We start from the raw sequence: 21,261 nt of genomic DNA, 5'->3' as shown, positions 1-21,261 counted from the left end.
GATAGGAACGGCCGGCCGACGGAGCCGTTCAATTCCGAAGGTCAGTCCAGAGGTAGGCTTGCATGCCCCAGACCGTCAGCGATTTCATCGTCCACCGCCTGCACGATTGGGGCGTCCGGCACATCTTCGGATACCCCGGCGACGGCATCAATGGCGTGTTCGGCGCGCTCAATCGAGCAGACGGCCGGATCGAGTTCATCCAGGCGCGCCACGAAGAAATGGCGGCGTTCATGGCCTCGGCCTATGCAAAATTCTCCGGACGCCTCGGCGTCTGCATTGCGACGTCTGGTCCCGGAGCCTCGCATCTCACGACCGGCCTCTATGATGCGCTGCTGGATCATCAGCCCGTCCTTGCGCTGGTCGGCCAGCAGGCGCGCAACGCGCTTGGCGGCCAATATCAGCAGGAGCTCGACCTGGTCTCGATGTTCAAGGACGTCGCCAGCGCCTATGTCGCCCAAGCCTCCTCGCCGGCGCAGGTTCGCCATCTGATCGACCGCGCAGCGCGCATCGCGCTGGCCCGGCGCACCGTGACCGCAGTCATCCTTCCGAACGATCTTCAGGAGGAGGCCTACCAGGACCCGCCGCGGGCACATGGAACGCTGCGCTCCGGCATCGGTTACGCCCCGCCCCGCGTCGTCCCGCTTGAGGCCGAGCTCGACCGCGCCGCCGATATCCTGAATGCCGGAAAGAAGGTTGCGATGCTGGTCGGCGCCGGCGCACTCGGCGCCACCGACGAGGTCATCGCGGTTGCGGAGAGGCTGCAAGCGGGTTGCGCCAAGGCGCTGCTTGGCAAGGCTGTGCTCCCCGACGATCTTCCCTGGGTCACCGGCTCGATCGGACTTTTGGGCACCGAGCCAAGCTACGACCTGATGATGGAATGCGACACGCTGCTGATGGTCGGCTCCGCCTTTCCCTACTCCGAATTCCTGCCCAAGGACGGCAGCGCCCGCGGCGTTCAGATCGACATCGATGCCGGCATGCTATCGATCCGTTTTCCGATGGAAGTCGGCCTTGTCGGCGATGCCGCCGAGACGATGCGCGCCTTGCTGCCTCGGCTGAAGCAAAAGAACCCGGACGGCTGGCGCAAGTCGATCGAGGGAAACGTCCGCGAATGGTGGACGACGCTTGAAGATCGCGCGCGGCAGCCCGCCAAGCCGGTCAATCCGCAGCGCGTCACCTGGGAGCTGTCGCCCCGGATTCCAGATCGCGCCATCATCACCAGCGACTCCGGCTCCTGCGCCAACTGGTTCGCGCGCGATGTCAAGATGCGGCGCGGGATCAACGCCTCGCTGTCGGGCGGCCTTGCCTCGATGGGAGCCGCGGTCCCCTACGCGATCGCCGCCAAATATGCCGCGCCCGACCGTCCGGTGATCGCGCTGGTCGGCGACGGCGCGATGCAGATGAATAACATGGCCGAATTGATCACGGTCGCGAAATACTGGCGACAGTGGAAAGACCACCGCTGGATCGTATGCGTATTCAACAACGAGGACCTCAATCAGGTGACCTGGGAGCAACGGATCATCAATGCCGATCCGAAGTTCGAGGCCTCCCAGCGCATCCCCGATGTCTCCTACTCTCATTTCGCCGAGATGATCGGCCTGCGCGGCATCTATGTCGATCGGCCCGATCTGGTTGGACCAGCCTGGGAGCAGGCGTTGGCGAGCGATGTGCCCGTGGTGCTGGAAGTGAAGACCGATCCGGAGGTGCCTCCGCTTCCGCCGCACATCACGCTGGAGCAGGCCAAGAACTTCTCCATTGCGCTCGCCAAGGGCGATCCCAACGAGGTTGGCGTGATCCGCGGTGCTGCTCGGCAAGTGCTGGAGACCATCCTTCCGGGCAAGGAGTGAGGCGAGCGCCACTGCCGCACCGACGCACGGACCATCGCATGGCACGCATCCTGATTGGCACGTCCGGCTGGCACTATCCGTCCTGGCGCGGTCCGTTCTTTCCGAAGGAACTGCCGCTCAAGCGGCAGCTCGGCTACTACGCAACCCAGTTCACGACCACGGAGCTGAATGGCGTGTTCTATCGCACGCCGACGGAAAAGGCCGTGGCTGGCTGGCGGGATGCGACCAACAAGGATTTCGTCTTCGCCTGGAAGGCGTCGAAATTCATCACGCACTGGAAGCGTCTCTCCGGCAACTCGGCGAACAGTCTCGAACTGCTCGAGGACCGTCTGTCGCTGCTGCGTGGCAAGGCCGGTCCGATCCTGTTCCAGCTCCCACCGAACTTTACGATCGACGCCGATCGTCTGGCCTCGTTCCTTAGGCTCTTGAAACGGCAGCGGCGATACGCGTTCGAATTCCGGCATTCCAGCTGGTACGAGCCGCGCATCCTGAAGCTGCTGACGGCCCGCAACATCGCGCTCTGCATTTCCGACCACCACGACGCCCCGGCCCCGTGGAAACGGACCGCCGATTTCGTCTATGTGCGCGGCCATGGTCCGGGCGGACGCTACAGGGGCCATTACAAGCCAACCCAGCTCGCCGACTGGGCAAAGCGCATCCAGGGCTGGAAGCGGCAGGGATGCGACGTCTACGTCTATTTCGACAACGATCAGAAAAGCGCGGCGCCGGCCGACGCCCGGAGGCTTTGCGAACTGCTTGGCTCCGCCGTTCCTCGACCGCCTCGCCATAGGAACCAACAATTCTGCCTTGCATTGGCTCCCAAAGCAAAGGAACAGATGCGATGCCCTCCGACACGCTGAAAGCCATCGCCCTCAATTGCACACTCAAGCGCGACAAGGAGTCCTCCTCTACCGACAAGCTACTTCGCGAACTGCTCGATTCTCTCAGTCAGTACAGCGTCTCCGGCGAACTGGTTCGCGTCGTCGACCTCAACATCAAGCCAGGCGTGGCCTCGGACGAGGGCGCGGGCGACGACTGGCCGGACCTGCGCAGAAGGATCCTGGCGTCCGACATTCTGATCGTAGGCACCCCGATCTGGCTCGGACAGCCATCCAGCGTCGCCAAGCGGGTGCTGGAGCGAATGGACGCATTCCTGGAGGAGACCGACGACAAGAACCGCATGCCATCTTTCGGCAAGGTCGCAATCATCGCCGTGGTCGGCAATGAGGACGGCGCCCATCATTGCCACGCCGAGCTATTCCAGGCGCTGAACGATGTCGGCTTCACCATTCCGGCCGGCGGCGGCACCTATTGGGTCGGCGAGGCGATGGGATCCACCGACTACAAGGATCTGGAAAAGCCTTACGACAAGACCGTGCAGACCACCAATATGCTTGCCGCCAACGCGGCGCATGTCGCACGCCTGCTGAAGTCGACCTCCTACCCCGGCGTATCCTAGGTACGGAGCGGGATATGCCGCTTCACCCCACCTGGACCGACATAGCCATCCGCCTCGCCTTGACCGTTCTGGCGAGCGCTATCATCGGCTTTGACCGCGGTGCGCGCGGGCATGCCGCCGGACTTAGGACCACAATTCTGGTCGGCCTGGCCGCCTCGCTGTCGATGATCCAGGCCAATCTCCTGCTTGGCCTTGATGGAAAGGCCTCGGGCTCATTCGCGGTCATGGACTTGATGCGGCTCCCGCTCGGCATTTTAACGGGCGTCGGCTTCATCGGCGGCGGCACGATCCTCAAGAAAGGTGATCTTGTCACCGGCGTGACGACGGCGGCGACACTCTGGCTGACAACGGTGATCGGCCTTTGCCTCGGCGGCGGTCAGCTTGCGCTGGGCTGCATCGCGACCGTCATTGGGGTCGTCACCCTCTCGGTCCTCAAGTGGGTCGACCAGACGATCCCGCGGCGCCACCGCGCGGCCCTGACCGTGACCTCTGAAGCCGATTTTGGCGTGATCGATGCGCTCCCAAAACTGATCGAGCCGCTGCACTACAGCGGCCGATTTCAGGAGCAGCGACACCATGACGGCATCGCTAACGTCGACTATCTTTTTGAGATCTCGTGGCGGCGGCCCGAAACGTCCCCTCCGCCGGTCGACCTTCTGCGAGTGGTCGAGAAACATTTCGTCATCAAGTCTTTCGAGCTGACCACCGAGAATGGCAAGTAGTGCGCCGTCCCACCGTTATCCTTCGATGACCGCCGTTCCTCGTGTCCGGCAATGGTCCTCCGGCAAAGTTAGGAACGCCGCTCTGGGCCGCCTCGTTGAGCCGTCGAGCAAACAGCCAAATGGAGAGGCGCTCATGAAGATTTGCGACGCGATGACACCTGAGGTCCAGCTGTGTACCCCCGACGATACGCTGCGCGACGTCGCCGAAGCCATGGGCACGCTGGGCGTTGGTATGCTGCCTGTTGCCGACAATGAACGCCTGGTTGGCATGATCACGGATCGCGACATCGCGGTTCGCGGCATCGGGATGGGGCGTGGCCCGGAGTCGCGGGTCGGCGACATCATGACCGCAGAGGTGAAATACTGCTTCGAGGATCAGGAGGTCGAGGACATCGCTCAGAACATGGGAGCGATCCAGGTCCGCCGCCTGCCCGTACTGAGCCGGGACAAGCGCCTCGTCGGCATTATTGCGCTCGGCGATATCGCACAGGTGCAAGCGAATGACGGCGTTGGCATGGCGCTGAGCCAGATCTCACGCCCGACCACCCAGCACGCGCAGCTCTGAATGTTCGTGGCTCCGCTCCGCGCGCCCTCGCTCGCGGAGCGGAGCCCGTCAGGATGGGTCAATGGCCGACTATATTCCGTGGATTTTGATCGCCGGGGGATTCGTGGCCATGATTGCCATGGCGCTGCTTTGGCGCGCCAACTATGTCAGCTCGGACTAACGGCATATATGCGACCTGGATCGCGCGAGGGCACACAGGGCTCGAGCTAAAGCAACGTTCAGCTCGCGCGCTTGGTGAGGGCAGCCTCGCCCTCCTCGCGTCCTGGCACGCTGACATGGACTTCATGTCCCATTCTGATCGCCAGTGCCGCAGCGGCAGCCGCAGATTCGAATGCGGCCTCCTTGGTTGCGTATCCGCCATTGACATTGCCGTCGTGCAGAACGCCCCATTCCTCGCCGGCCGCAATCACCGCATATTGTGCCAAGCCCATGATGCCCTCCTTAGTCAAACCGCTGTGTTACGTCTCATTCCGCTCGTATCTCTCCCGGACGACCTTGTCGCCGGCCTGAATTGACCGCCGGTTGCGGAAGTGATGTTGCAGCACTGCGAAGATCAGGGCGGTCAGCAGCACGAGCGCTCCGACGCCGTAAATGATATCCAGACCCATATCCATCAGTCTCGCTCCTGGTCGCGATCCTCGACCCGCTGCCCCAGCGAGTCGATGACCCGCTGATCGCCGACGATTGCGCAGTGAAAGGCCGGCATTGTCATACCCGCCGATCAGTGCGTGTTCGATTCATGCCAGTTTTCCAGATCCAGCTCCTCATCCCCGGAGTGCTTGTTGCCTCCAGAGCGCTTCTCGTGTCCGGTGCGCTGCTCCTTTTCGGGGTTGCCCTTCCAAGGCTTGTCGGTTTGCGCATGGGAGCCCCAGTCGCTGGAGCGGCCGGAATCCGGCGTCACGGGTTTTCTGTTCATGTCGATCTCCTCAAGACCAGAAGCGCCGATATGGCGAGGAGTTCCTAAACCGACGGTTCATCACGGCCCACCCGCGACCGAGCCCGCGATCACCATCACCAGCGCGTCGAGATCGATGCTGCCGTGCACGGTGAGATCTTCCGCATCATGCACCCGTAGCAACTCCGGACGGTTGGCGGCTTGCCGCTTCATCTCGCCGATGATCGCTTCTCTCAGCTTTTCCTCGAGCATATTCGACACCGTAACCTCCACGATCGAGTCTCGTCGCGGCCATGAACCTGTGCCAGCGGCAGCCACCTCACGACCAAGCGGGACGTCAGAGCCTGCCCGAAGCGCTGACCCGCCACACGGTGTTGCCGACATCGTCGGCAATCAGCAGGCCGCCGGACTTGTCGATCGCCAAACCCACCGGCCGGCCGCGGGATTTCTCGTCCTCGCTCAGGAAGCCGGTCACGACATCCTGCGCCGGTCCGCTCGGATGGCCGTCGGCAAACGGCACGTACACAACCTTGTAGCCGTTGAGCTGCGGTCGATTCCAGCTACCGTGCTCGCCGATGAAGGCGCCGCCCCGATAGGACGACGGCAACTTGTCGCCGGTATAGAAGGCAAGCCCCAGCGGCGCGACGTGCGAGCTCAATGCATAGTCCGGAACGGTGGCCTTCGCGACAAGGTCCGGCCGTTGCGGCTGCACCCGCGGATCGACATTCTGACCGAAATAGCTGTACGGCCAGCCGTAGAAGCCGCCCTCCTTCACCGACGTCAGATAGTCGGGCACGAGATTCGGACCAATCTCGTCGCGTTCATTGACGACGGTCCATAGCGCGTGGCTCTGCGGTTCGAAGGTCAGCCCATTGGGATTGCGTAGCCCGCTGGCAAAAATCCGCCAGCGGCCGGTTGAACGCTCGACCTCGAGGATTGCCGCCCGGTTCTTCTCCGCCTCCATCCCGTTCTCGGTGACATTGCTGTTGGAGCCGACACCGACATAGAGCAACGCGCCGTCCGGGCTTGCCACCAGGCTCTTGGTCCAGTGGTGATCGATCGGCCCGCCCGGAAGCTGTGTCAGGATCTGCCCCGGCTCGGTGATCTTGGTATCGCCTTCGTGATACGGATACCGGACGATCGCATCGGTATTTGCGACGTACAGATCGTTACCGACTAGCGCGACGCCGAATGGCGAATGAAGGTGGTCGAGGAAGACGCTCTGCATCTCCGGCTTGCCATCGCCTCTCGCGCCGCGCAGCAACGTGATGCGATTGCTTTCGCCGGTATCGCCGCCGGACGTTGCCCACGACTCCACCCATTTCATGATGAAGTCCTTCGGCCGCTTGATCGGCTCGGTCCCCGGCGCCTTGGATTCGACGACCAGAATGTCGCCATTCGGAAGCACATAGAGCGAACGCGGATGCTGGAGGCCGGTAGCGAGCGCATTGATCTGTAACGTGTCCGGTACCCTTGGCTTCTCGCCCTGCTTCCACCCCACTACGGATGCCACGTGCATAGGTGGCATCAGATACTGCTCCAGCGCCGGCAGGTCCGGACGCGCGCCGATCTGTGTCTTCGGGTCAGGCGCTGCCTCTTTACTGCAGCCTGCAAGGCACGCCCCCGCTATTAGCGTCATCGCAATTCTAGTGTGAGTGGTCCGCCTCAGATCGATCCGCATCAGTCCGCCACTCCGACCCGATAAAAATAAACCATGGCCCAACCGAGCCAGCCCGTGAACAGCATCACGAGGACGGTCAGCGCCGACAGCACCAGCCCGGTCGGCACCACCGAGGTCCAGGCGTCACGGCTGTGGACGAACGCGTTGAACAGCGCGAGCAGCATCACGACCACGTTGCCGACCATGTGAAACCAGGCATAGGTTAGTCGGCGGATCAACCGATTGCTCAGGAAATCGATCAGGCCGGCGATCGCGGCGAGGCCACCCATGATCAGCCCCGCGAACAACAGCCACGCCGAAAAGTTGGCCCACTGCATCTCAGCTGTTTGCCAGTACGCAATGTCGGTCACCAGCGCGCCGACAAAGCAGGCGATCGGAAACGGCACCAGCATCGGATGGATGGGGTGGGTGCCTATTCTTGCCGTCGAGGCCGGATTGACCGAATGCGCGGTGACCACTGTGACGTCTTGCATTTGCGCAGCTCCGAAAGAGGTCCAACGGCACGTTCGGAACGAGGTTCCTAAGTACGCCGCACTGCCCCCGGGCTGCTATAGGAACCAACCAGCATCGGCAGCGTCGGGATAGAGCTTCTCCGCGCAGGACACCAACGTGGTCAGAGAAGGTCCCGCTGAATCGGCGCCGCCGAGCATCGCCGAGACGACGCAAGCAAGACAGGCACGTCCATACGGCATGATCGTCACCTCGATTATCATCGCGCTGGCGATCGTTACCCTCGTCTGCGTTCTGATGAGATAGACGACAGCTGCCAGGATTCCAGGCAGGAACGGCCGGTGGTCAAGCCGCCATTTTCCGGCAGGATTCTGCGCACGCCCGGCACGTGGCAACGCATTCGTCCATGCCGCCGAGGCGCTCACAATCCGCGGCACATTCACTGCATATCTCGGCGCATTCGCGGCACGTATGCTTGTGGTGCGGCGTGTTGATCAGCATGAAGTGAGCTGCCGTCCGGCACATCTCCGCGCACGCCATCATCAGGCGGAAATGTGCAGGCTCGACATGCTTGCCTCCGCTAACGAGGCAATGGTTCATCGCGGTGGCGAGACAGGTCTTGTAACAGGACAAGCAGCTCTCGATGCATCGGTTCATTTCCTGCGAGAATGCCATGATCACCTCACGCCGCGCTGCGCCGGGTATGACGCCCCTCCTTCACCTCCTCGATGATCTTGGCGCTGAAGGCCTCGAGATCTCCTGGATTTCGGGAGGTCACGACGCCTTGATCCACCACGACCTCGGCATCCTGCCAGGTCGCGCCGGCATTCACGACGTCGGTCTTGATCGATTTGTAGGAGGTCATCTTGCGCCCGTCGGCGATTCCGGTCTCGATCAGCAGCCAAGGGGCGTGACAGACCGCGGCGACAATCTTCTTGGCATCGAAGATATCCTTGATGAACTTCAGCGCCTTGGGTTCGACACGCAGGAGGTCTGGATTGATCTGTCCGCCCGGCAGGACGATCGCCTCGTAATCGGCGGCCACGGCTTGATCGAGTGTCTTGTTGACCTTGACCGGACGCCCCCAATCCTTCTTGTCCCATCCCCTGATCTCGCCCGCGGCGATAGACACGATTTCGACCGTTGCGCCGGCCTTGATCAGACGATCCCGCGGCACTTCGAGCTCCGACTGTTCAAAGCCATGCGTTGCGAGGATGGCGATCTTCTTGCCGTTCAAATCCATAAGCTGCTCCGTTGAGATTTTCTGCCAGTTCATGATCAAGCGCGCCGCAGCTACTCAGCGTTCTCTGGTGACTGGAGCACTGCCCCGGTCAGCAACCGCCGCAAGTAGCATAGCCCGTCAAAGGTCAGCCTGGTCTCTCTGACCTCGCCTTTCGCGACCTGTACCTCGAGAAACGTCTCGAGTTCGGGAAGCGCACGATCGAACTTGTCTGCGATGCCCGTCAGCTCGCAGGTTTCCTTGATGCGCGCGATCGGTGTTTCCAGCACGGTGATCTGAACCATTTGGCTCAAGTGTGCGTGCTGTCGTTGGTTCCTACGCAAGTTGCCGCATGTTCGGTTGCGGAAATTATCAATCCGCAGTGTGTCATTCGGCGGCTACGCGCGTTCATGGAACATGCACCGCCGCAAAGCCCGAACTTCCACTCCTTCGGCACGCCTGTGGCCGCTGCTTGCCGTCAACTTCTTCATGGCGGACATGCAGTCCGGGATCGGACCGTTCGTCGGGATATTCCTGCAGCTGCATGGCTGGAGCAGCGGGCTGATCGGGACTGCGATGACCCTCGGCAATGTCGCCGGCATGCTGATCACGACCCCGATCGGCGGCTGTATCGACACCACCAACCACAAGCGAGCATGGGTGATCGCGCCCGGCATCGCGGTCGTCGTGGCATCAAGCATCATCCTGCTGTCGCAGACATTCTGGGCTGTGGCCTTGTCCCAGGTTGCGACGTCGATCGCGGGTGCGGCCATCGTTCCGGCGGTCACCGGCATCACCCTCGGCATCGTCAAGCAGCGCGGCTTCAACCGGCAGAACGGCCGCAACCAGGCTTTCAACCATGCCGGTAACATGATCGGCGCGGCGGCATCCGGCTATCTCGGCGGCACTACGGCTACGTGGCGGTATTCCTGCTCGCCGCGCTGTTTGGCGCAATCACGATCGCCTGCGTCCTAATGATCGCGCCCGACAGCATCGACTACCACGCGGCCCGCGGTAAGGAGGAAGACCCGGAAAGCCAGCCCAGCGGCTTCACGGTGCTGGTCAAGCACAGGCCGCTGCTGGTGCTTGCCTTTGCACTTGCCGCGTTCCATCTCGGCAATGCGGCCATCGTGCCGCTCTACGGCCTTGCTGCGGTCGCCGGCGGGCTTGCCGACGGTCCGAGCTTCGTCGCAACAACCATCGTGATCGCCCAGGCGGTGATGATCCTGGCGTCGATCGCCGGCATGCACGCTGCCGAGCGCCGCAACTACTGGATCGTCCTGCTGCTGTCGTTTCTGGCCCTGCCGGCGCGCGGCGTGCTTGCCTTCTTTCTTTCCGGCTGGTGGGGCGTGGTGCCGGTGCAAATCCTCGACGGCGTCGGAGCCGGACTGCAAAGCGTCGCGGTCCCGGGAATGGTGGCGCGATCGCTGAACGGAACCGGCCGCATCAATCTTGGGCAAGGCGCGGTCATTACGATCCAGGGCATCGGCGCTTCGCTCAGCCCTGCGCTCGGCGGCTGGGTCGCGCAATGGCTCGGCTATGGCCCGGCCTTCCTGGTGCTCGGCGGACTGGGCTTGCTGTCGGTCGCAATCTGGATTGTCTTCCGGCCGACGGTGCAGCAGTACTGAGGTGACTTGCGCGGCATAGATCGAGCTATGATACCTTGCCGACCGTATCCGCCATTCTCGCGCCGCGCGCTCCGAGCGGCTTGCGGCGCCCCTCCGTCGAATCGATCACGGTCTGATGCTCGATCTCCGAGTTCAGTTCGGCTCCGCACAGCACGATGATGGCGGACATCCACATCCAGGTCATCAGGCCGATGGCGGCCCCCAGCGAGCCGTAGGTCGCGTTGTAATTGCCGAAATTCGCCAGATACCAGGATAGCAGCGAGGAACCGATCAGCCACAGAGTGGCTGCTGCTATGGCACCGACGCTGAGCCATTGCCAACGCGGCTTGGTTCGGCTGGGACCATAGCGGTAAAGCACCGCAAGCGCAGTGAGGAGCAGGAGCAACAGGATCGGCCACCGCCCGAACCGGACAATGAGTTCGGCCCGTGTACCCAGTCCAACCTGCTGCAGCAGGAACGGAACAACGACGACCGCGCCCACCATCAGCATGATCGAAATGAGGGCTGCGATTGTGAAAGCGAGCGACATCAGGTTGAGCTTGACGAAGCCGCGCTTTTCCTTCTCCTCATAGACGACGTTGAGCGCATCGAAGATCGCCTTCATGCCGGCATTGGCGCTCCAGATCGCAATCAGCAGACCGACGGCAAAGGTCAGTCCCAGTGACGAGGTGCCCTTCGCCAGCACCCGGCCGATCTGGTCCTGGACGACGGCAAACGAGCCTTCCGGCAGCATCAGTGCCAGGCTTTGCAGATTGGATGATATCGTGGACGGATCGGCGAACAGGCCGTAGCTCGAAACCAGTGCAGTGATGGCTGGAAAGATCGCCAGCAGGCCGTAGAACACGACGCCGGCGGCGGTTGCCAGCAGCCGGTCCTCGTCGATCTGCTGATAGGTGCGCAGCAGAATGTCCTTCCAGCCCGCAGCCGGGATCTGCAGCGGTGTGTCAGCCAGCCGCCCGCGATCCTCCGCTTCGGCTAGCGTAGGCTCGGCATCGATCCTAGCTTCGACCGGTGTCTCCGATCGAGACACATGCCGATAAGCGGCCAGGGTCGCCAACACCGTTGCACCGGCGAGCATCAGGTCGTTCGGCCAATTGGAGCGCGGAGCCATCGCTAGTCCTGAACGGCGTCCGGCCGACGTCCCAAACGCGATGCGGCGAACCAGCCGATCAGCAGGACGGCAGCGCCTGCGGCCAGTGCCTGGGTTTTGGGATCGACGCCCGCCGCCGCTCCCGACCGGGAAACCGCGATTAGCCGCGCCGCGACCGGCACTGCGATCGATCGCTTGAGCATGTCGGCCTGCCGGGTTGGGCGCGGCACTTCCGGTGCTGGACGCGTGAGCAGCACACGACCCGCCACCAGTCCCGCGAGCCCGAGGAGAAGAAACGTACCGCCGACCACGGCGTACGCAATCCAGATGTCGTAACGCACCTCAAGGGCGTAAAAAGCCGCGCCGACCCCGATCCCGATCGCAATCAGCAGCGAGATCGCACCGACCAGCATGACCCCACACGCCACCGCGTAGCCGGTCACCAGATGCCCGATCCACCGCCGCAAGTCCCCGAGATAGGAGTGGACTATCTGGCTCAGCGACGGCGATCGGGTCGGAGCGCCCATGGCGATATCCTTGGTGGTATTCATTGCAAGTCGGCAACCGACAACCCGGCAGGATCAGCGACGTTCCCTACCCGCCAGCGCGACGGCTCGGGCCAAGCGGCCGCAGGGACAATCGCGTTCCCGATCGCTTGTGCGACAGGACGAATGCTCTACCGGACCGGACGATGACTTGCGCGGGGTGGAAGGGTGCTCGGGAATGGCTGCGCCACCATGAGCGTCGCGCGCTCGTTGGTTTCCAGCGCGATCTTCTGGGCCAGCATCACGTCGCCGGGCACCAGAGAACCGACAGGGCGGAAACACCAACCGAGCACAACGCGATCCCGGCCATCCATCTCGTAGACGTTGGTCGATGTCCCGTAGCAAATCCGGTAGCGCTTGCCCGAGTCCGAGCCGACGACGTCGAAGCGCCTGTACCTCTCGAATTGCGATCGCTGCTCCGGTGAGAGCCATGCGGACAACAGCGCAATTCCACGCGCCTCGATCCGCTCATAGGCCTGCCAGCGCTCCCAGATCGCGACCGCGGTCGCCCATAGCGCGCTGCCGGCGCGCCGAAACACAGACGACAGCGACACCTCGGGCAGGGCCGTCACGGCGTCAACCGCCGACCAGCCTGGGATAGAACAGGGTTTCCTCGGCGGCCGGATCAAGCGCGCGAACCAGTGCGGCTTCGCCGGAGGACCTCCGCACAGCGGCGGTATACCCGTCCGCCGTCAGTTCAGCGAAACGTGCATTGGCCCAAGCGAGCTGCTCGCTATCATTCGGGTCGAACTGCTGCCTCGTGTCGCCGGTGTAATCCATCACCAAGATCGTGGCCATCATTGTCTCCTTGAAGGACGCTCAACTGCTTCAGACGATCGGCACGGCGGTCGTCGGTCTGCCACCCATCCACTCCGGCAGCGTGGCACCGTCGCGATGGCGGCCACCCGCACAGGCCGCGGCCCACGCAGCGACCGCGCCGAACAACAACGCTGCCGCAACCGAGAACGCCAGGATCACCGCGCTGCGCCGCGAGCGCTGGACGGCGGTCCTGGCATCGCTGATCACACTGTCGACGCGCTTCTCCGCCTCGGCAGCAGCCAGACCGGTGGCGGCGCCGACCTGCTGGATCAGATAGCTGTGATCCTCGGGGCTGATACCGCTGTGGCTCGAGGTGGTCAGCAGGATGCGGCCGGCTTCCGCCCGCTCGTAACCAAGATCGATGTTGGCAGGGCGTCGTGTGGAGCGATACAGACGGTCGAGCTCGGCGCTTAAGAGCGGCTCGGCGGCCGTCGCTGTTGGTCGCGTCTGCAGCACCGGGCGCGCGGTCGACATGCCCACTAGCGCGACCATTGCTGCTCCCAGGATGACAGCGAGAGCCCAAGCTGTCAGGCCATGAAGCCCGTCACGGCTTTCGATCATATCGGCCGGTGTCGCGCCGATCACGCGTTGCGCCCGGCCGGCGATGTAGCCGCCGGCGCCAAAGCTGACCAGCGCCTGCAGGATCAAGTACAGCCCGGACAGCAGCGCAAGCGCGGCCGATGCGTCACGCCATGATGGCGAACTCGAGCTCACGCCCAGGCCGACTGCAGCACCAAAGCCGATCAAAATCGCCGTCAGCGCCGCCGCGGTGAGCGCGCCGGCAATCACCGGGCTCCACTGCAGCCGAAGGCCGGTCCTGTTGGCGGCAGATACGGCAACCCCTTGCTCGCTATCCATGGCGCGCCTACCGCAGCCCGAAGAACGACAATATCGCGAGAATGACCACGATCAGTCCCACCAGATAAATCAGCTGGTTCATGCAAGCTTCCTCCGCTCACTTCGTGCTGACAATCTGTCCGAGGAGGCAAGGTTCCTACGCGGATCAGCAGCTTTCCAGCGACGAGGATCTCGCTTCGGGAGGCCTTTTTACCGATCAAGCTTTATTGGTCGAACCCACGAGTGGAGTTCTCGTAGTTCAGCCGATGTCCCTTCGGGGCCACATGCCCGGGATGGCGCACAACGCGGCGCGGCCGGCCCGTCTGAGTTCTTCAATCGACGAATGTCCCTCGCGAACTGCCCGTAGCAGGCCCGATGCCACATCAGTCCGCCGCGCCGTGTCGGAAGGTGGAACATCGCCGCAGACCTCGTCGAGCACCGCGCGAAGCACTGCCGCCGTCGCACCGTCGAGCATGGCGTGCTTTCCCCTACCTCGTCTTGGACGGGCACTGTAACGGGAGGGAGCCTGGCGCGACTTCAAACATGTTAAGGCGGGACGCGGAATTCGCAGCAGCAAGCGCCTAGCAGCGCCGTTTGGTGTGCAAATAGTCGGCCGAGAACAGCGCGGTATCCTTGAGGACTTTCAGATCAGTAATCGTCAATGTGCGATCGCGCAGCACGATGAGGCCCGAGCTGCGGAGCTCCTGCAACGTCCTGTTGACGTGGACCACCGACAGGCCGGTCGCATCGGCCAGATCCATTTGCGTGACCGGGAACACACAGGAATCGTCGTCGATCATTCCGACCGGAAGCAGCCGCTCGTAGAGCTCGCATAAGAGGTGTGCGACCCGCTCAAGCGCCACGCGCCGGCCGATATTGACGGTCCATTCCCGCTGGATCGCGCTGTTCACCATGGTTTCGCACCACATGGCTTCCTCCAGCGAGCGATCGCTCGCCAGGAGCTGTTCGAACGCGGCGCGTCCGATCGCGGCATAGGTTACGGAGGTCAGAGCGCCGATCGAGTGATCCATCACCGACAACAGATAGACGCAGGCATCGCAGCAATCGCCAGGCAAAACAAAATTGACGATCTGGCGGCGGCCGTCCTCCAGCGTCTTGTAGCGGGCGAGCCAGCCCGACAGGATGATCCTGACGCCGTCGATCGGATCGCCCTCGCTGACGAGGTCTTCGCCCGGGCGGGCACGCTGCAACCCTTCCTGGATTGCCTGCTGCAGGAGGGCGATCCCTCGCTCGGACAATTGGCGCAAGGCATTGAGCCGCCGGATCACCGGTTGCGCCAGATTCCCCTCGAGCATCGGGGAATGCATCTCAACTCCCCACGCTCGGCGTATGGATGGCCTGCGGGCTCATCGGTATCGCGATCATGCAGTGAAGTCCCGACGGATTGAAATCGAGTGTGCTCTTGCCCTTGAACTCGAACGCCAGCGTCCGCTCCAGCAGCTCTGATCCAAATCCCCTGCGGCTCGGCGGCGTCACCGCGGGTCCGCCCCGCTCGCGCCAATCGAACACCAGCTGCCGCGGGTCGGCCGCATCATCGATGCGCCAGGACACCTCGATCCGTCCCGCCATCTGGCTCAGCGCGCCATATTTCAGGGCGTTGGTCGCAAGCTCGTGAATCGCCAGCGCGAACGTCTCCGCCGCCTTGGGCTGCAGCCGGATCTTGCGGCCCGAGACCCTCAGTTGCTCGCCCTCCCGAGCGTTATAGGCCAGCAATTCCTCGACCACGAGGAATTCCAGGTCGACGCCGCCTTCCGGATCGCGCGTCACCAGCGACTGCGTTCGCGCAAAGGCGTTGAGACGGCCATCGAGATGGGATGCGTAGTCCTCGACGCTCGCGCTGGTCTCTGCCGAGCGGCGGGCGATCGAGCGGACCACGCCGAGCGTGTTGCGGACACGGTGCTGCAGTTCGGCAAGCAGCAGCCGCTGCCGCTCCTCGGCCCGCGTGATGGCGGTGACGTCGATGAAGGTGATCACGACCCCGGCGATGAAATTGTCGATGCTCCGGTAAGGCAGGATGCGCACGATGTAGCGGGTGCCGCTGTCGGGCGCGGTCAGCTCGCGTTCGGCGCTCGCCAGTGTTCGCAGCACCCGCCGGACATCATCATAGAGTTCTTCGATCGGTATGCGCGCTTTGATATGCGCGATCGGTCGGCCGACATCGGTCTCGACCAGATGTAGCAATTGCGTGATGGCCGGGGTGAAGTTCATCACCTTTAGATCATTGTCCAAAAATACCGTGGCGATCTGGGTGCTCTCGAGGAAGTTCTTGAGATCGCTGGTGGCGCGGGTCAGTTCCTGCACGCGGTGCGCCAACTCGCCATTGACGGTAGTCAGTTCCTCGTTGACCGATTGCAATTCCTCGCGCGAGGTCTCCAACTCCTCGTTAGCGGATTGCAGCTCCTCATTGAGCGACTGGTATTCCTCGTTGGAGGACTTCAGCTCCTCATTGGTGCTTTCGAGTTCCTCGATGGTGGCTTGCAGGCGCTCACGGGTGGCCCGCAGTTCGCTCTCCAGCCGATCGACATGCTCCGTCCGGACCAGTACGTTGGGATTGTTCTCGGGATCGTCCACCGCGCGGACCGGGCCATCCTTGAACAGAACCACGAAATTGCGATGCCCCGCGGGCGCGTCCGGAATCGGCTCGACCGTGATGTCGACCAGCACGCGATGCCCATTGATGCCGAGCTGGACCTGCTCGGCATGCGCGGCCTCGTTAATTTCCGCAGCTCGGCTCAGTGCGGTGCGCAGCTCAAGCCTGAGGTCGCGATGCACAAGTGCAACAGGTCGAGCGTCGCCGCGCCCGCCGTCGGCTCGATGTAGCGGCCGGTGCGGCCGGAGAAATGCAGGATGTGGAAATTCTCGTCGGTGATGACGTAGGCTGGCGCATAGCGCTCGGCGAGCCGTTGCGCGCGACGCTCGAGGCCGACATCGGGACCCATGGAGCGCGCCGGCGGAATGTCGATCGCAGCTCGCCCGGACGACGTCGTGATCGGAAATTCCGGCGGCAGCCGCGTCCCAGTCTCAAGTTTCTTGAAGATGCGCGCTCGGCGGTCGACCGGCGCGAACAGCTTCGGATGCCGTGTGACGTTCTCGGAGTTGCCGAGAAACAGGAAGCGATCCGGCAGCAGCGCAAAATGAAATAGCGGAATGACGCGATTCTGCAGCTCGGCATTGAGATAGATCAGGAGATTGCGGCACGACACCAGGTCGAGCTTGGAGAACGGTGCGTCCTTGATCACGTTATGCTGCGAGAAGATGCACATTTCGCGCAGCTCCTTGACCACGCAATAGGTGTCGCCCTCGCGTACAAACCAGCGCGCCAACCGTTCCGGCGTCATGTCGTTTTCGATACTGGTGCGATAACGCCCGACCCGCGCGGTGGCGAGGGCCCGCCCGTCGATATCGGTCGCGAAGATCTGCACCTGCGGCACGGAGTCAAGGCTCGCCATGTGCTCGCGCAGCAGGATGCCGATCGAATAAGCCTCCTCGCCTGTGGCGCAACCGAGCACCCAGACGCGCACCTGCTGGCCCGCGGCCTTCCCTTCGAAGATCTTCGGGACGATCTGCGTTTCCAGGACATCGAACTCCTTCTTGTCCCGGAAAAATTCGGTGACGCCGATCAGGAGGTCGTTGAAGAGATGTTGGGCCTCGTCCTTGTCGTTCCTCAGGAAATCGACATAGGCGGAGATGTCGTCGATCTGCACCACCTGCATCCGGCGCTGGACGCGGCGCAGGAAGGTGTTCTGCTTGTAGCCGTGGAAGTCATTGCCGGTCTTGTTGCGCAGGATGTCGGCGATGCGGGCGAGCGAGTTGGCGGCCGCTGCCAGTACCTCGTCGAACCCCTGCTTCTCCTCGAGCCGACGCAGGTGGCGGGCATAAACGTCGATATGCTCCGGAATGTCCTCGGGCGACAGCACAAAGTCCGCGATTGCGACGGCCGAATTGCCTTCCTGATGCGGGTCGGACTGGCCGTCCCCGATGCGCTCGGCAATCGCCAGGCCGCCGTGGTCCTTCAAGGTCGCGACACCAAGCGTACCGTCGCCGCCCGTGCCGGCCAGCACGACGCCGATCGATTGCTCGGCATGCTCTTCCGCCAGGGTCACCAGGAAGCTGTCGATGGTCGCCCGCTCGCCCAGCGCCTGTTCGGCACGCCGGACGGCGAGACGGTCGCCGTGGATCGTGGTGATCATGTCGGCGGGGCAAATATGGATCGCGCCGCCCTCGACGCTCTGACCGTCCGTGATCTCGAGCAGTTTGGCGCCTTCGGATCGCTGCAGCGCGGCACGCAACCGCGTGTCCTCGATGGCGTCCCGATACTGCATGATAAGAACGATGGCTTGGTCCGGGGTGAGCCTAAGCCTGGAGAAAAACCGCTCGATGCTATCCAGGGCGCCTGCGGACGCGCCCACACCGATGATCATCGGCGGCTTGGACTGGCGCTCTTCGTCTCCGCTCTTGGGTTGGCCAACGTCATCCATGATTGCAGCGGCTCTCACTCTCTCGCTGGCGCCTCGCCAGTTCCCGTAGATAGCAGAGTTTGCTGCTATCCCAATGGAATAAGTGGGAATTCTCCAATATCTCGGGAACTTCGACGATCGGACGCCTCCGGTAACCGCGATCCGGGGACTGAACGCGCGACCCCGACGCACGTCGGCTCGGCAACGAAAATGATCCTTGGCGACAACGGTTCCTTGAGCGGCTCGGGCGGTTTGCGTAGCCCAGCCCTGCGTCCAAATCGGCTAGTGGGACGTCAACTGCCCCTCGAGATAGGCGACCCGCTGCACGATCAGCGTCCGATGCCGCTCCCACTCGACCAGGGTTCGCTTGAGCAAGTTGACCAGGCGTTCGGCCTGCTCGGTGTCGTGACCTGCCCGCTGGAGCCAATCCAGCAGCTCCTGCTGGGTGCGGACGCGTCTCCACCCCTCTTCGATGTCGATCTCCGCTTTCGCCAAGAGCGCGCGCTCGGACTGCAACTGCTTGGCCCAGCTCGCATGCTCAGCGCTGGCCATCACCGTTCCTTCTGCGCCGGTCGCTTCGGATTGAGCGATTGTAGCACGACCTGGCGGATCATATCGACGTATTCGCGATATTCGACGGCGCGCGCGTCGTATATCTGCGCAACCGCGAGGCGCCCGCTTTGGCGGCCATCCTCGGCCATCCGGTGCACCAGCTCGGCACGCTCCTCGATGATGCGCAGGGCAACCCTAAGCGCCTCGTGGACCCGGCTTTCCTGCTCCTTGGCCAGCCCATCGGCGGTATCAGCATGGCCGACCTGACAGCGAAACCGCAGAGGATGTCCCATCCTCAGGACCGAAAGGACGCAACCGCATCCCGGACAGGTCAGCGGCGCGGGATCCGCCATGTCGGCCAGCGTGTCGTGCGTTCGCCCGCCGCAATTTTCACCTCTGGCACGATCTTCGGCGGGATTGGCAGTACCGCGCCCGGCCGCTCCCGGACCAGATCCGACAGCACGTCGCCAAGCCGCGCTCCCGGAATGCAGAGATCGACCGTGGTCGCTGCCAGAGCCCGGAGCGGCATCTCGTCGGAAATGACGTCCTGCGGGTCCTGAACCAGCGCGATCCCGCCGCAGCGCTTGACCGCATTCAGGCCAGCCGCCCCGTCTGACAATAGCCCGCTCAGCACCACGCCGATCACACGAGGTCCATAGTGCAGAGCGGCCGAGCGAAATAACGGGTCGATAGCAGGCCGCGCGAGGTTTTCGCGCGGACCGCGGCCGAGCATCAGATGGCCGTACTGGATCAGGAGATGGTTGTCCGGCGCAGCCAGGTAGATGTGACCGTTCTCGATCACCATGCCGCTTTCCGCCTGCTGGACCGGCAGCTTGCCGGCCGCGCTCGCGACGGTCGAGAGAATGCCGATGCCCCGGGCCGGTATGTGCAAGACGATGAAGATCGCGGCCGGCAGATCCCGCGGGAGCCGGCCGAGAATGGCCTTCAACGGTGCCGTCGCTCCCGCCGAGCCCCCGATGACGATGATGTCGCGATTGGCGATGGAACCGGCCCTTCCAACGTTGTTTGCAACAAGGCAGGCTTTCGTCCTATGTTCCAATTTTGCTGTGGTTGCACGCTGGAGCGTGGCCGGAGTCGATATGTCTGATTTGGTTGCCAGTTTGCACGAGCGTTCGCTTCTGACCGGACGTCGCGTCCTGATCGTTGAGGACGAATATTTCCTTGCAGACGACATGGGCAATGCGCTGCGGTCACTCGGTGCCGACATCGCCGGTCCCGCCGGCGACATCGACGATGCGCTTCGCATCGTCAACGATGGCGGTCTGATCGACGGCGCTGTGCTTGACGTGAATATCCGTAAGCAGATGATCTATCCTGTCGCGCGGGAACTGAAGGCGCGCGGCGTGCCCATCTTGTTCACCTCGGGATACGACAAGGTCGTGATCAGCACCGAATTTGCGGACGTCCCGCTGTGGGAAAAGCCACTCGACCATCGCGCGATGGCGCGGGGCCTCGCCGGCATGATCCTGCGCAAGTAAGAACACTGCGGGCGCACGCCGGGTTTCGATCCCGGAGCCTCGCTGCCCGGTTTAGGCACAGATACCAGCCCACAGCCCGCCAGGCCTTCGACCACGCTTCCATGCACATTGTCGCCCTTGCTGCGCCCGTTTGCCGTCGTCGGCGCGATCCTGGATATGCGGAGCCTCAACGTGCTCCCGTCTATGTCTAACACGTACACCCGATACACGGCCACGCACGCCACCTCCGCCCGACCTCGCTCGCAAGGCAATTGGCGTCGGACCCCAATCGTGACGCGGGTTAATTTGCAGACCTGAGCGGCCACGCGAACTGCTAATCGATAATCCGCCAAACGATTCGCAAATGTTAAGGCGGGCGGTCGCAAGGTGGCTCACGATGCTTCCGTCACGATATCGGACGGGGGGACGTCATGACCGAGATCGAAAGGCGCATCGAGCAACTCGAACAGACGGCTGCGGAACGCGCACTGATCGCCGACCTCTCGACCGTCACCGAAACCCGGATCCGCAATGCACAATTGGCGGACGAATTGCGCCTTGTCGTCGCGCAGCTCAGGACGGTGAGGCCCAACGCTGGTGGCTGATGCTCCGTCAACCGGCGTCTGTACGGGTGCTCGCAATGAAGGGCAGAGATGCCGCACGATTCAACTGACCAGATCGCAATGTGTCGGGAGCTGGCCGATGAAGCCGACCGGCGGGCCTCGACGTCGGGCCACGAGACGGCGCGCAAGGATTACGAACTGCTGGCGCAGTCCTGGCAACGACTGGCGCTGAGCTACCAGTTCTCATCACATCTCGAGCGCTTCCTCAGGTCCGATCGGGCGACGCAGCGGCAGAGCAGAATAACTCGCCCCAAATGGTGCTGATGCGATAGCAAAGGCCTCGACCTGCAGTCCCTGTCGGCGGCGGCTTGGCCGTGGCCTCTTCCCTTCACAACATTGCTCTCACGGATTCGTGGGCGGTAGGCATACG

At 63.1% G+C, this 21,261-nt stretch carries 26 protein-coding genes and 3 pseudogenes; 9 read left to right on the top strand and 20 right to left on the bottom strand.

Going from position 1 to position 21,261, the window contains the following annotated elements; genetic code table 11:
* The first annotated feature begins 62 nt into the window (after positions 1 to 62).
* From XH92_RS15280 to XH92_RS15260, 5 genes are all read left to right on the top strand, one after another.
* A complete protein-coding gene (locus XH92_RS15280) occupies positions 63 to 1,850 on the top strand; it encodes a thiamine pyrophosphate-requiring protein (RefSeq protein WP_194459922.1) in 1,788 nt (595 codons plus the stop codon).
* 38 nt (positions 1,851 to 1,888) lie between these two features.
* Positions 1,889 to 2,710, top strand: coding sequence for a DUF72 domain-containing protein (locus tag XH92_RS15275; protein WP_194459921.1), 822 nt, complete (start codon positions 1,889 to 1,891; stop codon positions 2,708 to 2,710).
* Positions 2,692 to 3,309 carry a flavodoxin family protein gene (locus XH92_RS15270; RefSeq protein ID WP_194459920.1) on the top strand — a complete coding sequence of 206 codons (618 nt, stop codon included), beginning with the start codon at positions 2,692 to 2,694 and terminating at the stop codon, positions 3,307 to 3,309. The genes XH92_RS15275 and XH92_RS15270 overlap by 19 nt, the downstream gene beginning before the upstream one ends.
* Positions 3,310 to 3,323: 14 nt before the next feature.
* Positions 3,324 to 4,031, top strand: coding sequence for an MgtC/SapB family protein (locus XH92_RS15265; protein WP_194459919.1), 708 nt, complete (start codon positions 3,324 to 3,326; stop codon positions 4,029 to 4,031).
* Positions 4,032 to 4,164: 133 nt separating this feature from the next.
* Entirely contained in the window at positions 4,165 to 4,596 is a 432-nt protein-coding gene (locus XH92_RS15260) for a CBS domain-containing protein (protein WP_194459918.1), read from the top strand.
* 218 nt (positions 4,597 to 4,814) lie between these two features.
* Here XH92_RS15260 and XH92_RS15255 read toward each other — a convergent pair whose 3' ends face one another.
* From XH92_RS15255 to XH92_RS15215, 10 genes are all read right to left on the bottom strand, one after another.
* Positions 4,815 to 5,027, bottom strand: a complete 213-nt coding sequence (locus tag XH92_RS15255; protein WP_050405321.1) for a hypothetical protein — start codon at positions 5,025 to 5,027, stop codon at positions 4,815 to 4,817.
* A gap of 27 nt (positions 5,028 to 5,054) precedes the next feature.
* Complete coding sequence (locus XH92_RS15250) at positions 5,055 to 5,210, bottom strand: hypothetical protein (protein WP_194459917.1); 156 nt, start codon at positions 5,208 to 5,210, stop codon at positions 5,055 to 5,057.
* A 107-nt stretch (positions 5,211 to 5,317) separates the two neighbouring features.
* Complete coding sequence (locus tag XH92_RS15245; protein WP_194459916.1) at positions 5,318 to 5,512, bottom strand: hypothetical protein; 195 nt, start codon at positions 5,510 to 5,512, stop codon at positions 5,318 to 5,320.
* Between the two features lie 60 nt (positions 5,513 to 5,572).
* The gene (locus tag XH92_RS15240; RefSeq protein WP_194461728.1) at positions 5,573 to 5,752 is read right to left on the bottom strand and encodes a hypothetical protein; all 180 of its coding nucleotides are present in this window, start codon (positions 5,750 to 5,752) and stop codon (positions 5,573 to 5,575) included.
* A 76-nt stretch (positions 5,753 to 5,828) separates the two neighbouring features.
* Positions 5,829 to 7,130, bottom strand: a complete 1,302-nt coding sequence (locus XH92_RS15235; protein ID WP_194459915.1) for a sorbosone dehydrogenase family protein — start codon at positions 7,128 to 7,130, stop codon at positions 5,829 to 5,831.
* A gap of 41 nt (positions 7,131 to 7,171) precedes the next feature.
* On the bottom strand, positions 7,172 to 7,645 hold the full coding sequence (locus tag XH92_RS15230; protein WP_246788440.1) for a DUF2231 domain-containing protein: 474 nt from the start codon (positions 7,643 to 7,645) through the stop codon (positions 7,172 to 7,174).
* A 75-nt stretch (positions 7,646 to 7,720) separates the two neighbouring features.
* Positions 7,721 to 8,065 carry a hypothetical protein gene (locus tag XH92_RS15225; RefSeq protein WP_194459914.1) on the bottom strand — a complete coding sequence of 115 codons (345 nt, stop codon included), beginning with the start codon at positions 8,063 to 8,065 and terminating at the stop codon, positions 7,721 to 7,723.
* Positions 7,968 to 8,297: a four-helix bundle copper-binding protein gene (locus tag XH92_RS43040; protein WP_246788439.1), complete on the bottom strand. Its 330-nt coding sequence runs from the start codon at positions 8,295 to 8,297 to the stop codon at positions 7,968 to 7,970. Before XH92_RS43040 ends, XH92_RS15225 begins: the two co-directional genes overlap by 98 nt.
* Positions 8,298 to 8,304: 7 nt before the next feature.
* Positions 8,305 to 8,865 (bottom strand): type 1 glutamine amidotransferase domain-containing protein, encoded by a 561-nt coding sequence (locus XH92_RS15220; RefSeq protein ID WP_194459913.1) that lies wholly within the window; start codon positions 8,863 to 8,865, stop codon positions 8,305 to 8,307.
* A 50-nt stretch (positions 8,866 to 8,915) separates the two neighbouring features.
* The gene (locus XH92_RS15215) at positions 8,916 to 9,146 is read right to left on the bottom strand and encodes a hypothetical protein (protein WP_194459912.1); all 231 of its coding nucleotides are present in this window, start codon (positions 9,144 to 9,146) and stop codon (positions 8,916 to 8,918) included.
* Positions 9,147 to 9,330: 184 nt separating this feature from the next.
* Between XH92_RS15215 and XH92_RS43865 the strand changes: the two are divergent.
* A pseudogene (locus tag XH92_RS43865) lies at positions 9,331 to 10,469 on the top strand (MFS transporter).
* A gap of 25 nt (positions 10,470 to 10,494) precedes the next feature.
* Here XH92_RS43865 and XH92_RS15205 read toward each other — a convergent pair.
* The 10 genes and pseudogenes from XH92_RS15205 to XH92_RS15160 form a co-directional block, all read right to left on the bottom strand.
* Positions 10,495 to 11,580 (bottom strand): YihY/virulence factor BrkB family protein, encoded by a 1,086-nt coding sequence (locus XH92_RS15205; protein WP_194459911.1) that lies wholly within the window; start codon positions 11,578 to 11,580, stop codon positions 10,495 to 10,497.
* A gap of 2 nt (positions 11,581 to 11,582) precedes the next feature.
* Complete coding sequence (locus XH92_RS15200) at positions 11,583 to 12,110, bottom strand: hypothetical protein (protein ID WP_246788436.1); 528 nt, start codon at positions 12,108 to 12,110, stop codon at positions 11,583 to 11,585.
* A gap of 125 nt (positions 12,111 to 12,235) precedes the next feature.
* Positions 12,236 to 12,676 carry a hypothetical protein gene (locus XH92_RS15195; protein WP_371818028.1) on the bottom strand — a complete coding sequence of 147 codons (441 nt, stop codon included), beginning with the start codon at positions 12,674 to 12,676 and terminating at the stop codon, positions 12,236 to 12,238.
* Between the two features lie 4 nt (positions 12,677 to 12,680).
* Entirely contained in the window at positions 12,681 to 12,902 is a 222-nt protein-coding gene (locus tag XH92_RS15190; protein ID WP_194459910.1) for a hypothetical protein, read from the bottom strand.
* A 30-nt stretch (positions 12,903 to 12,932) separates the two neighbouring features.
* Entirely contained in the window at positions 12,933 to 13,781 is an 849-nt protein-coding gene (locus tag XH92_RS15185; protein WP_194459909.1) for a hypothetical protein, read from the bottom strand.
* 238 nt (positions 13,782 to 14,019) lie between these two features.
* On the bottom strand, positions 14,020 to 14,235 hold the full coding sequence (locus XH92_RS15180; protein ID WP_194459908.1) for a hypothetical protein: 216 nt from the start codon (positions 14,233 to 14,235) through the stop codon (positions 14,020 to 14,022).
* Positions 14,236 to 14,341: 106 nt separating this feature from the next.
* Complete coding sequence (locus tag XH92_RS15175) at positions 14,342 to 15,088, bottom strand: Crp/Fnr family transcriptional regulator (protein WP_194459907.1); 747 nt, start codon at positions 15,086 to 15,088, stop codon at positions 14,342 to 14,344.
* Between the two features lies 1 nt (position 15,089).
* A pseudogene (locus XH92_RS15170) lies at positions 15,090 to 18,259 on the bottom strand (CheR family methyltransferase).
* Between the two features lie 261 nt (positions 18,260 to 18,520).
* Positions 18,521 to 18,790 (bottom strand): hypothetical protein, encoded by a 270-nt coding sequence (locus tag XH92_RS15165; RefSeq protein ID WP_194459906.1) that lies wholly within the window; start codon positions 18,788 to 18,790, stop codon positions 18,521 to 18,523.
* Positions 18,790 to 19,793 (bottom strand): annotated as a pseudogene (locus tag XH92_RS15160) (chemotaxis protein CheB). The gene XH92_RS15165 and the pseudogene XH92_RS15160 overlap by 1 nt, the downstream one beginning before the upstream one ends.
* Here XH92_RS15160 and XH92_RS15155 point away from each other — a divergent pair.
* The 3 genes from XH92_RS15155 to XH92_RS15145 all read left to right on the top strand — a co-directional run bounded on the left by XH92_RS15155 (position 19,729) and on the right by XH92_RS15145 (position 21,155).
* A complete protein-coding gene (locus XH92_RS15155) occupies positions 19,729 to 20,289 on the top strand; it encodes a hypothetical protein (protein ID WP_371818127.1) in 561 nt (186 codons plus the stop codon). The pseudogene XH92_RS15160 and the gene XH92_RS15155 sit on opposite strands and share 65 nt — an antisense overlap.
* A 410-nt stretch (positions 20,290 to 20,699) precedes the next feature.
* Positions 20,700 to 20,873, top strand: coding sequence for a hypothetical protein (locus XH92_RS15150; RefSeq protein ID WP_246788435.1), 174 nt, complete (start codon positions 20,700 to 20,702; stop codon positions 20,871 to 20,873).
* Between the two features lie 48 nt (positions 20,874 to 20,921).
* Entirely contained in the window at positions 20,922 to 21,155 is a 234-nt protein-coding gene (locus tag XH92_RS15145) for a hypothetical protein (RefSeq protein ID WP_194459905.1), read from the top strand.
* Positions 21,156 to 21,261 lie beyond the last annotated feature (106 nt).

Source organism: Bradyrhizobium sp. CCBAU 53421 (assembly GCF_015291625.1).
Lineage (GTDB): Bacteria > Pseudomonadota > Alphaproteobacteria > Rhizobiales > Xanthobacteraceae > Bradyrhizobium.
Note: the sequence above shows the minus strand (reverse complement) of the source record. Positions and strands in the feature narration are given on the sequence as shown.

What these genes read in the sequence shown, in the direction of transcription:
- XH92_RS15280 (WP_194459922.1), top strand. Translation starts at nt 63, where the DNA reads ATGCCCCAGACCGTCAGCGATTTCATCGTCCACCGCCTGCACGATTGG.
- XH92_RS15275 (WP_194459921.1), top strand. Translation starts at nt 1,889, where the DNA reads ATGGCACGCATCCTGATTGGCACGTCCGGCTGGCACTATCCGTCCTGG.
- XH92_RS15270 (WP_194459920.1), top strand. Translation starts at nt 2,692, where the DNA reads ATGCCCTCCGACACGCTGAAAGCCATCGCCCTCAATTGCACACTCAAG.
- XH92_RS15265 (WP_194459919.1), top strand. Translation starts at nt 3,324, where the DNA reads ATGCCGCTTCACCCCACCTGGACCGACATAGCCATCCGCCTCGCCTTG.
- XH92_RS15260 (WP_194459918.1), top strand. Translation starts at nt 4,165, where the DNA reads ATGAAGATTTGCGACGCGATGACACCTGAGGTCCAGCTGTGTACCCCC.
- XH92_RS15255 (WP_050405321.1), bottom strand. Translation starts at nt 5,027, where the DNA reads ATGGGCTTGGCACAATATGCGGTGATTGCGGCCGGCGAGGAATGGGGC.
- XH92_RS15250 (WP_194459917.1), bottom strand. Translation starts at nt 5,210, where the DNA reads ATGGATATGGGTCTGGATATCATTTACGGCGTCGGAGCGCTCGTGCTG.
- XH92_RS15245 (WP_194459916.1), bottom strand. Translation starts at nt 5,512, where the DNA reads ATGAACAGAAAACCCGTGACGCCGGATTCCGGCCGCTCCAGCGACTGG.
- XH92_RS15235 (WP_194459915.1), bottom strand. Translation starts at nt 7,130, where the DNA reads ATGACGCTAATAGCGGGGGCGTGCCTTGCAGGCTGCAGTAAAGAGGCA.
- XH92_RS15230 (WP_246788440.1), bottom strand. Translation starts at nt 7,645, where the DNA reads ATGCAAGACGTCACAGTGGTCACCGCGCATTCGGTCAATCCGGCCTCG.
- XH92_RS43040 (WP_246788439.1), bottom strand. Translation starts at nt 8,297, where the DNA reads ATGGCATTCTCGCAGGAAATGAACCGATGCATCGAGAGCTGCTTGTCC.
- XH92_RS15220 (WP_194459913.1), bottom strand. Translation starts at nt 8,865, where the DNA reads ATGGATTTGAACGGCAAGAAGATCGCCATCCTCGCAACGCATGGCTTT.
- XH92_RS15215 (WP_194459912.1), bottom strand. Translation starts at nt 9,146, where the DNA reads ATGGTTCAGATCACCGTGCTGGAAACACCGATCGCGCGCATCAAGGAA.
- XH92_RS15205 (WP_194459911.1), bottom strand. Translation starts at nt 11,580, where the DNA reads ATGGCTCCGCGCTCCAATTGGCCGAACGACCTGATGCTCGCCGGTGCA.
- XH92_RS15200 (WP_246788436.1), bottom strand. Translation starts at nt 12,110, where the DNA reads ATGAATACCACCAAGGATATCGCCATGGGCGCTCCGACCCGATCGCCG.
- XH92_RS15190 (WP_194459910.1), bottom strand. Translation starts at nt 12,902, where the DNA reads ATGGCCACGATCTTGGTGATGGATTACACCGGCGACACGAGGCAGCAG.
- XH92_RS15185 (WP_194459909.1), bottom strand. Translation starts at nt 13,781, where the DNA reads ATGGATAGCGAGCAAGGGGTTGCCGTATCTGCCGCCAACAGGACCGGC.
- XH92_RS15180 (WP_194459908.1), bottom strand. Translation starts at nt 14,235, where the DNA reads ATGCTCGACGGTGCGACGGCGGCAGTGCTTCGCGCGGTGCTCGACGAG.
- XH92_RS15175 (WP_194459907.1), bottom strand. Translation starts at nt 15,088, where the DNA reads ATGCATTCCCCGATGCTCGAGGGGAATCTGGCGCAACCGGTGATCCGG.
- XH92_RS15165 (WP_194459906.1), bottom strand. Translation starts at nt 18,790, where the DNA reads ATGGCCAGCGCTGAGCATGCGAGCTGGGCCAAGCAGTTGCAGTCCGAG.
- XH92_RS15155 (WP_371818127.1), top strand. Translation starts at nt 19,729, where the DNA reads ATGGCCTTCAACGGTGCCGTCGCTCCCGCCGAGCCCCCGATGACGATG.
- XH92_RS15150 (WP_246788435.1), top strand. Translation starts at nt 20,700, where the DNA reads ATGACCGAGATCGAAAGGCGCATCGAGCAACTCGAACAGACGGCTGCG.
- XH92_RS15145 (WP_194459905.1), top strand. Translation starts at nt 20,922, where the DNA reads ATGCCGCACGATTCAACTGACCAGATCGCAATGTGTCGGGAGCTGGCC.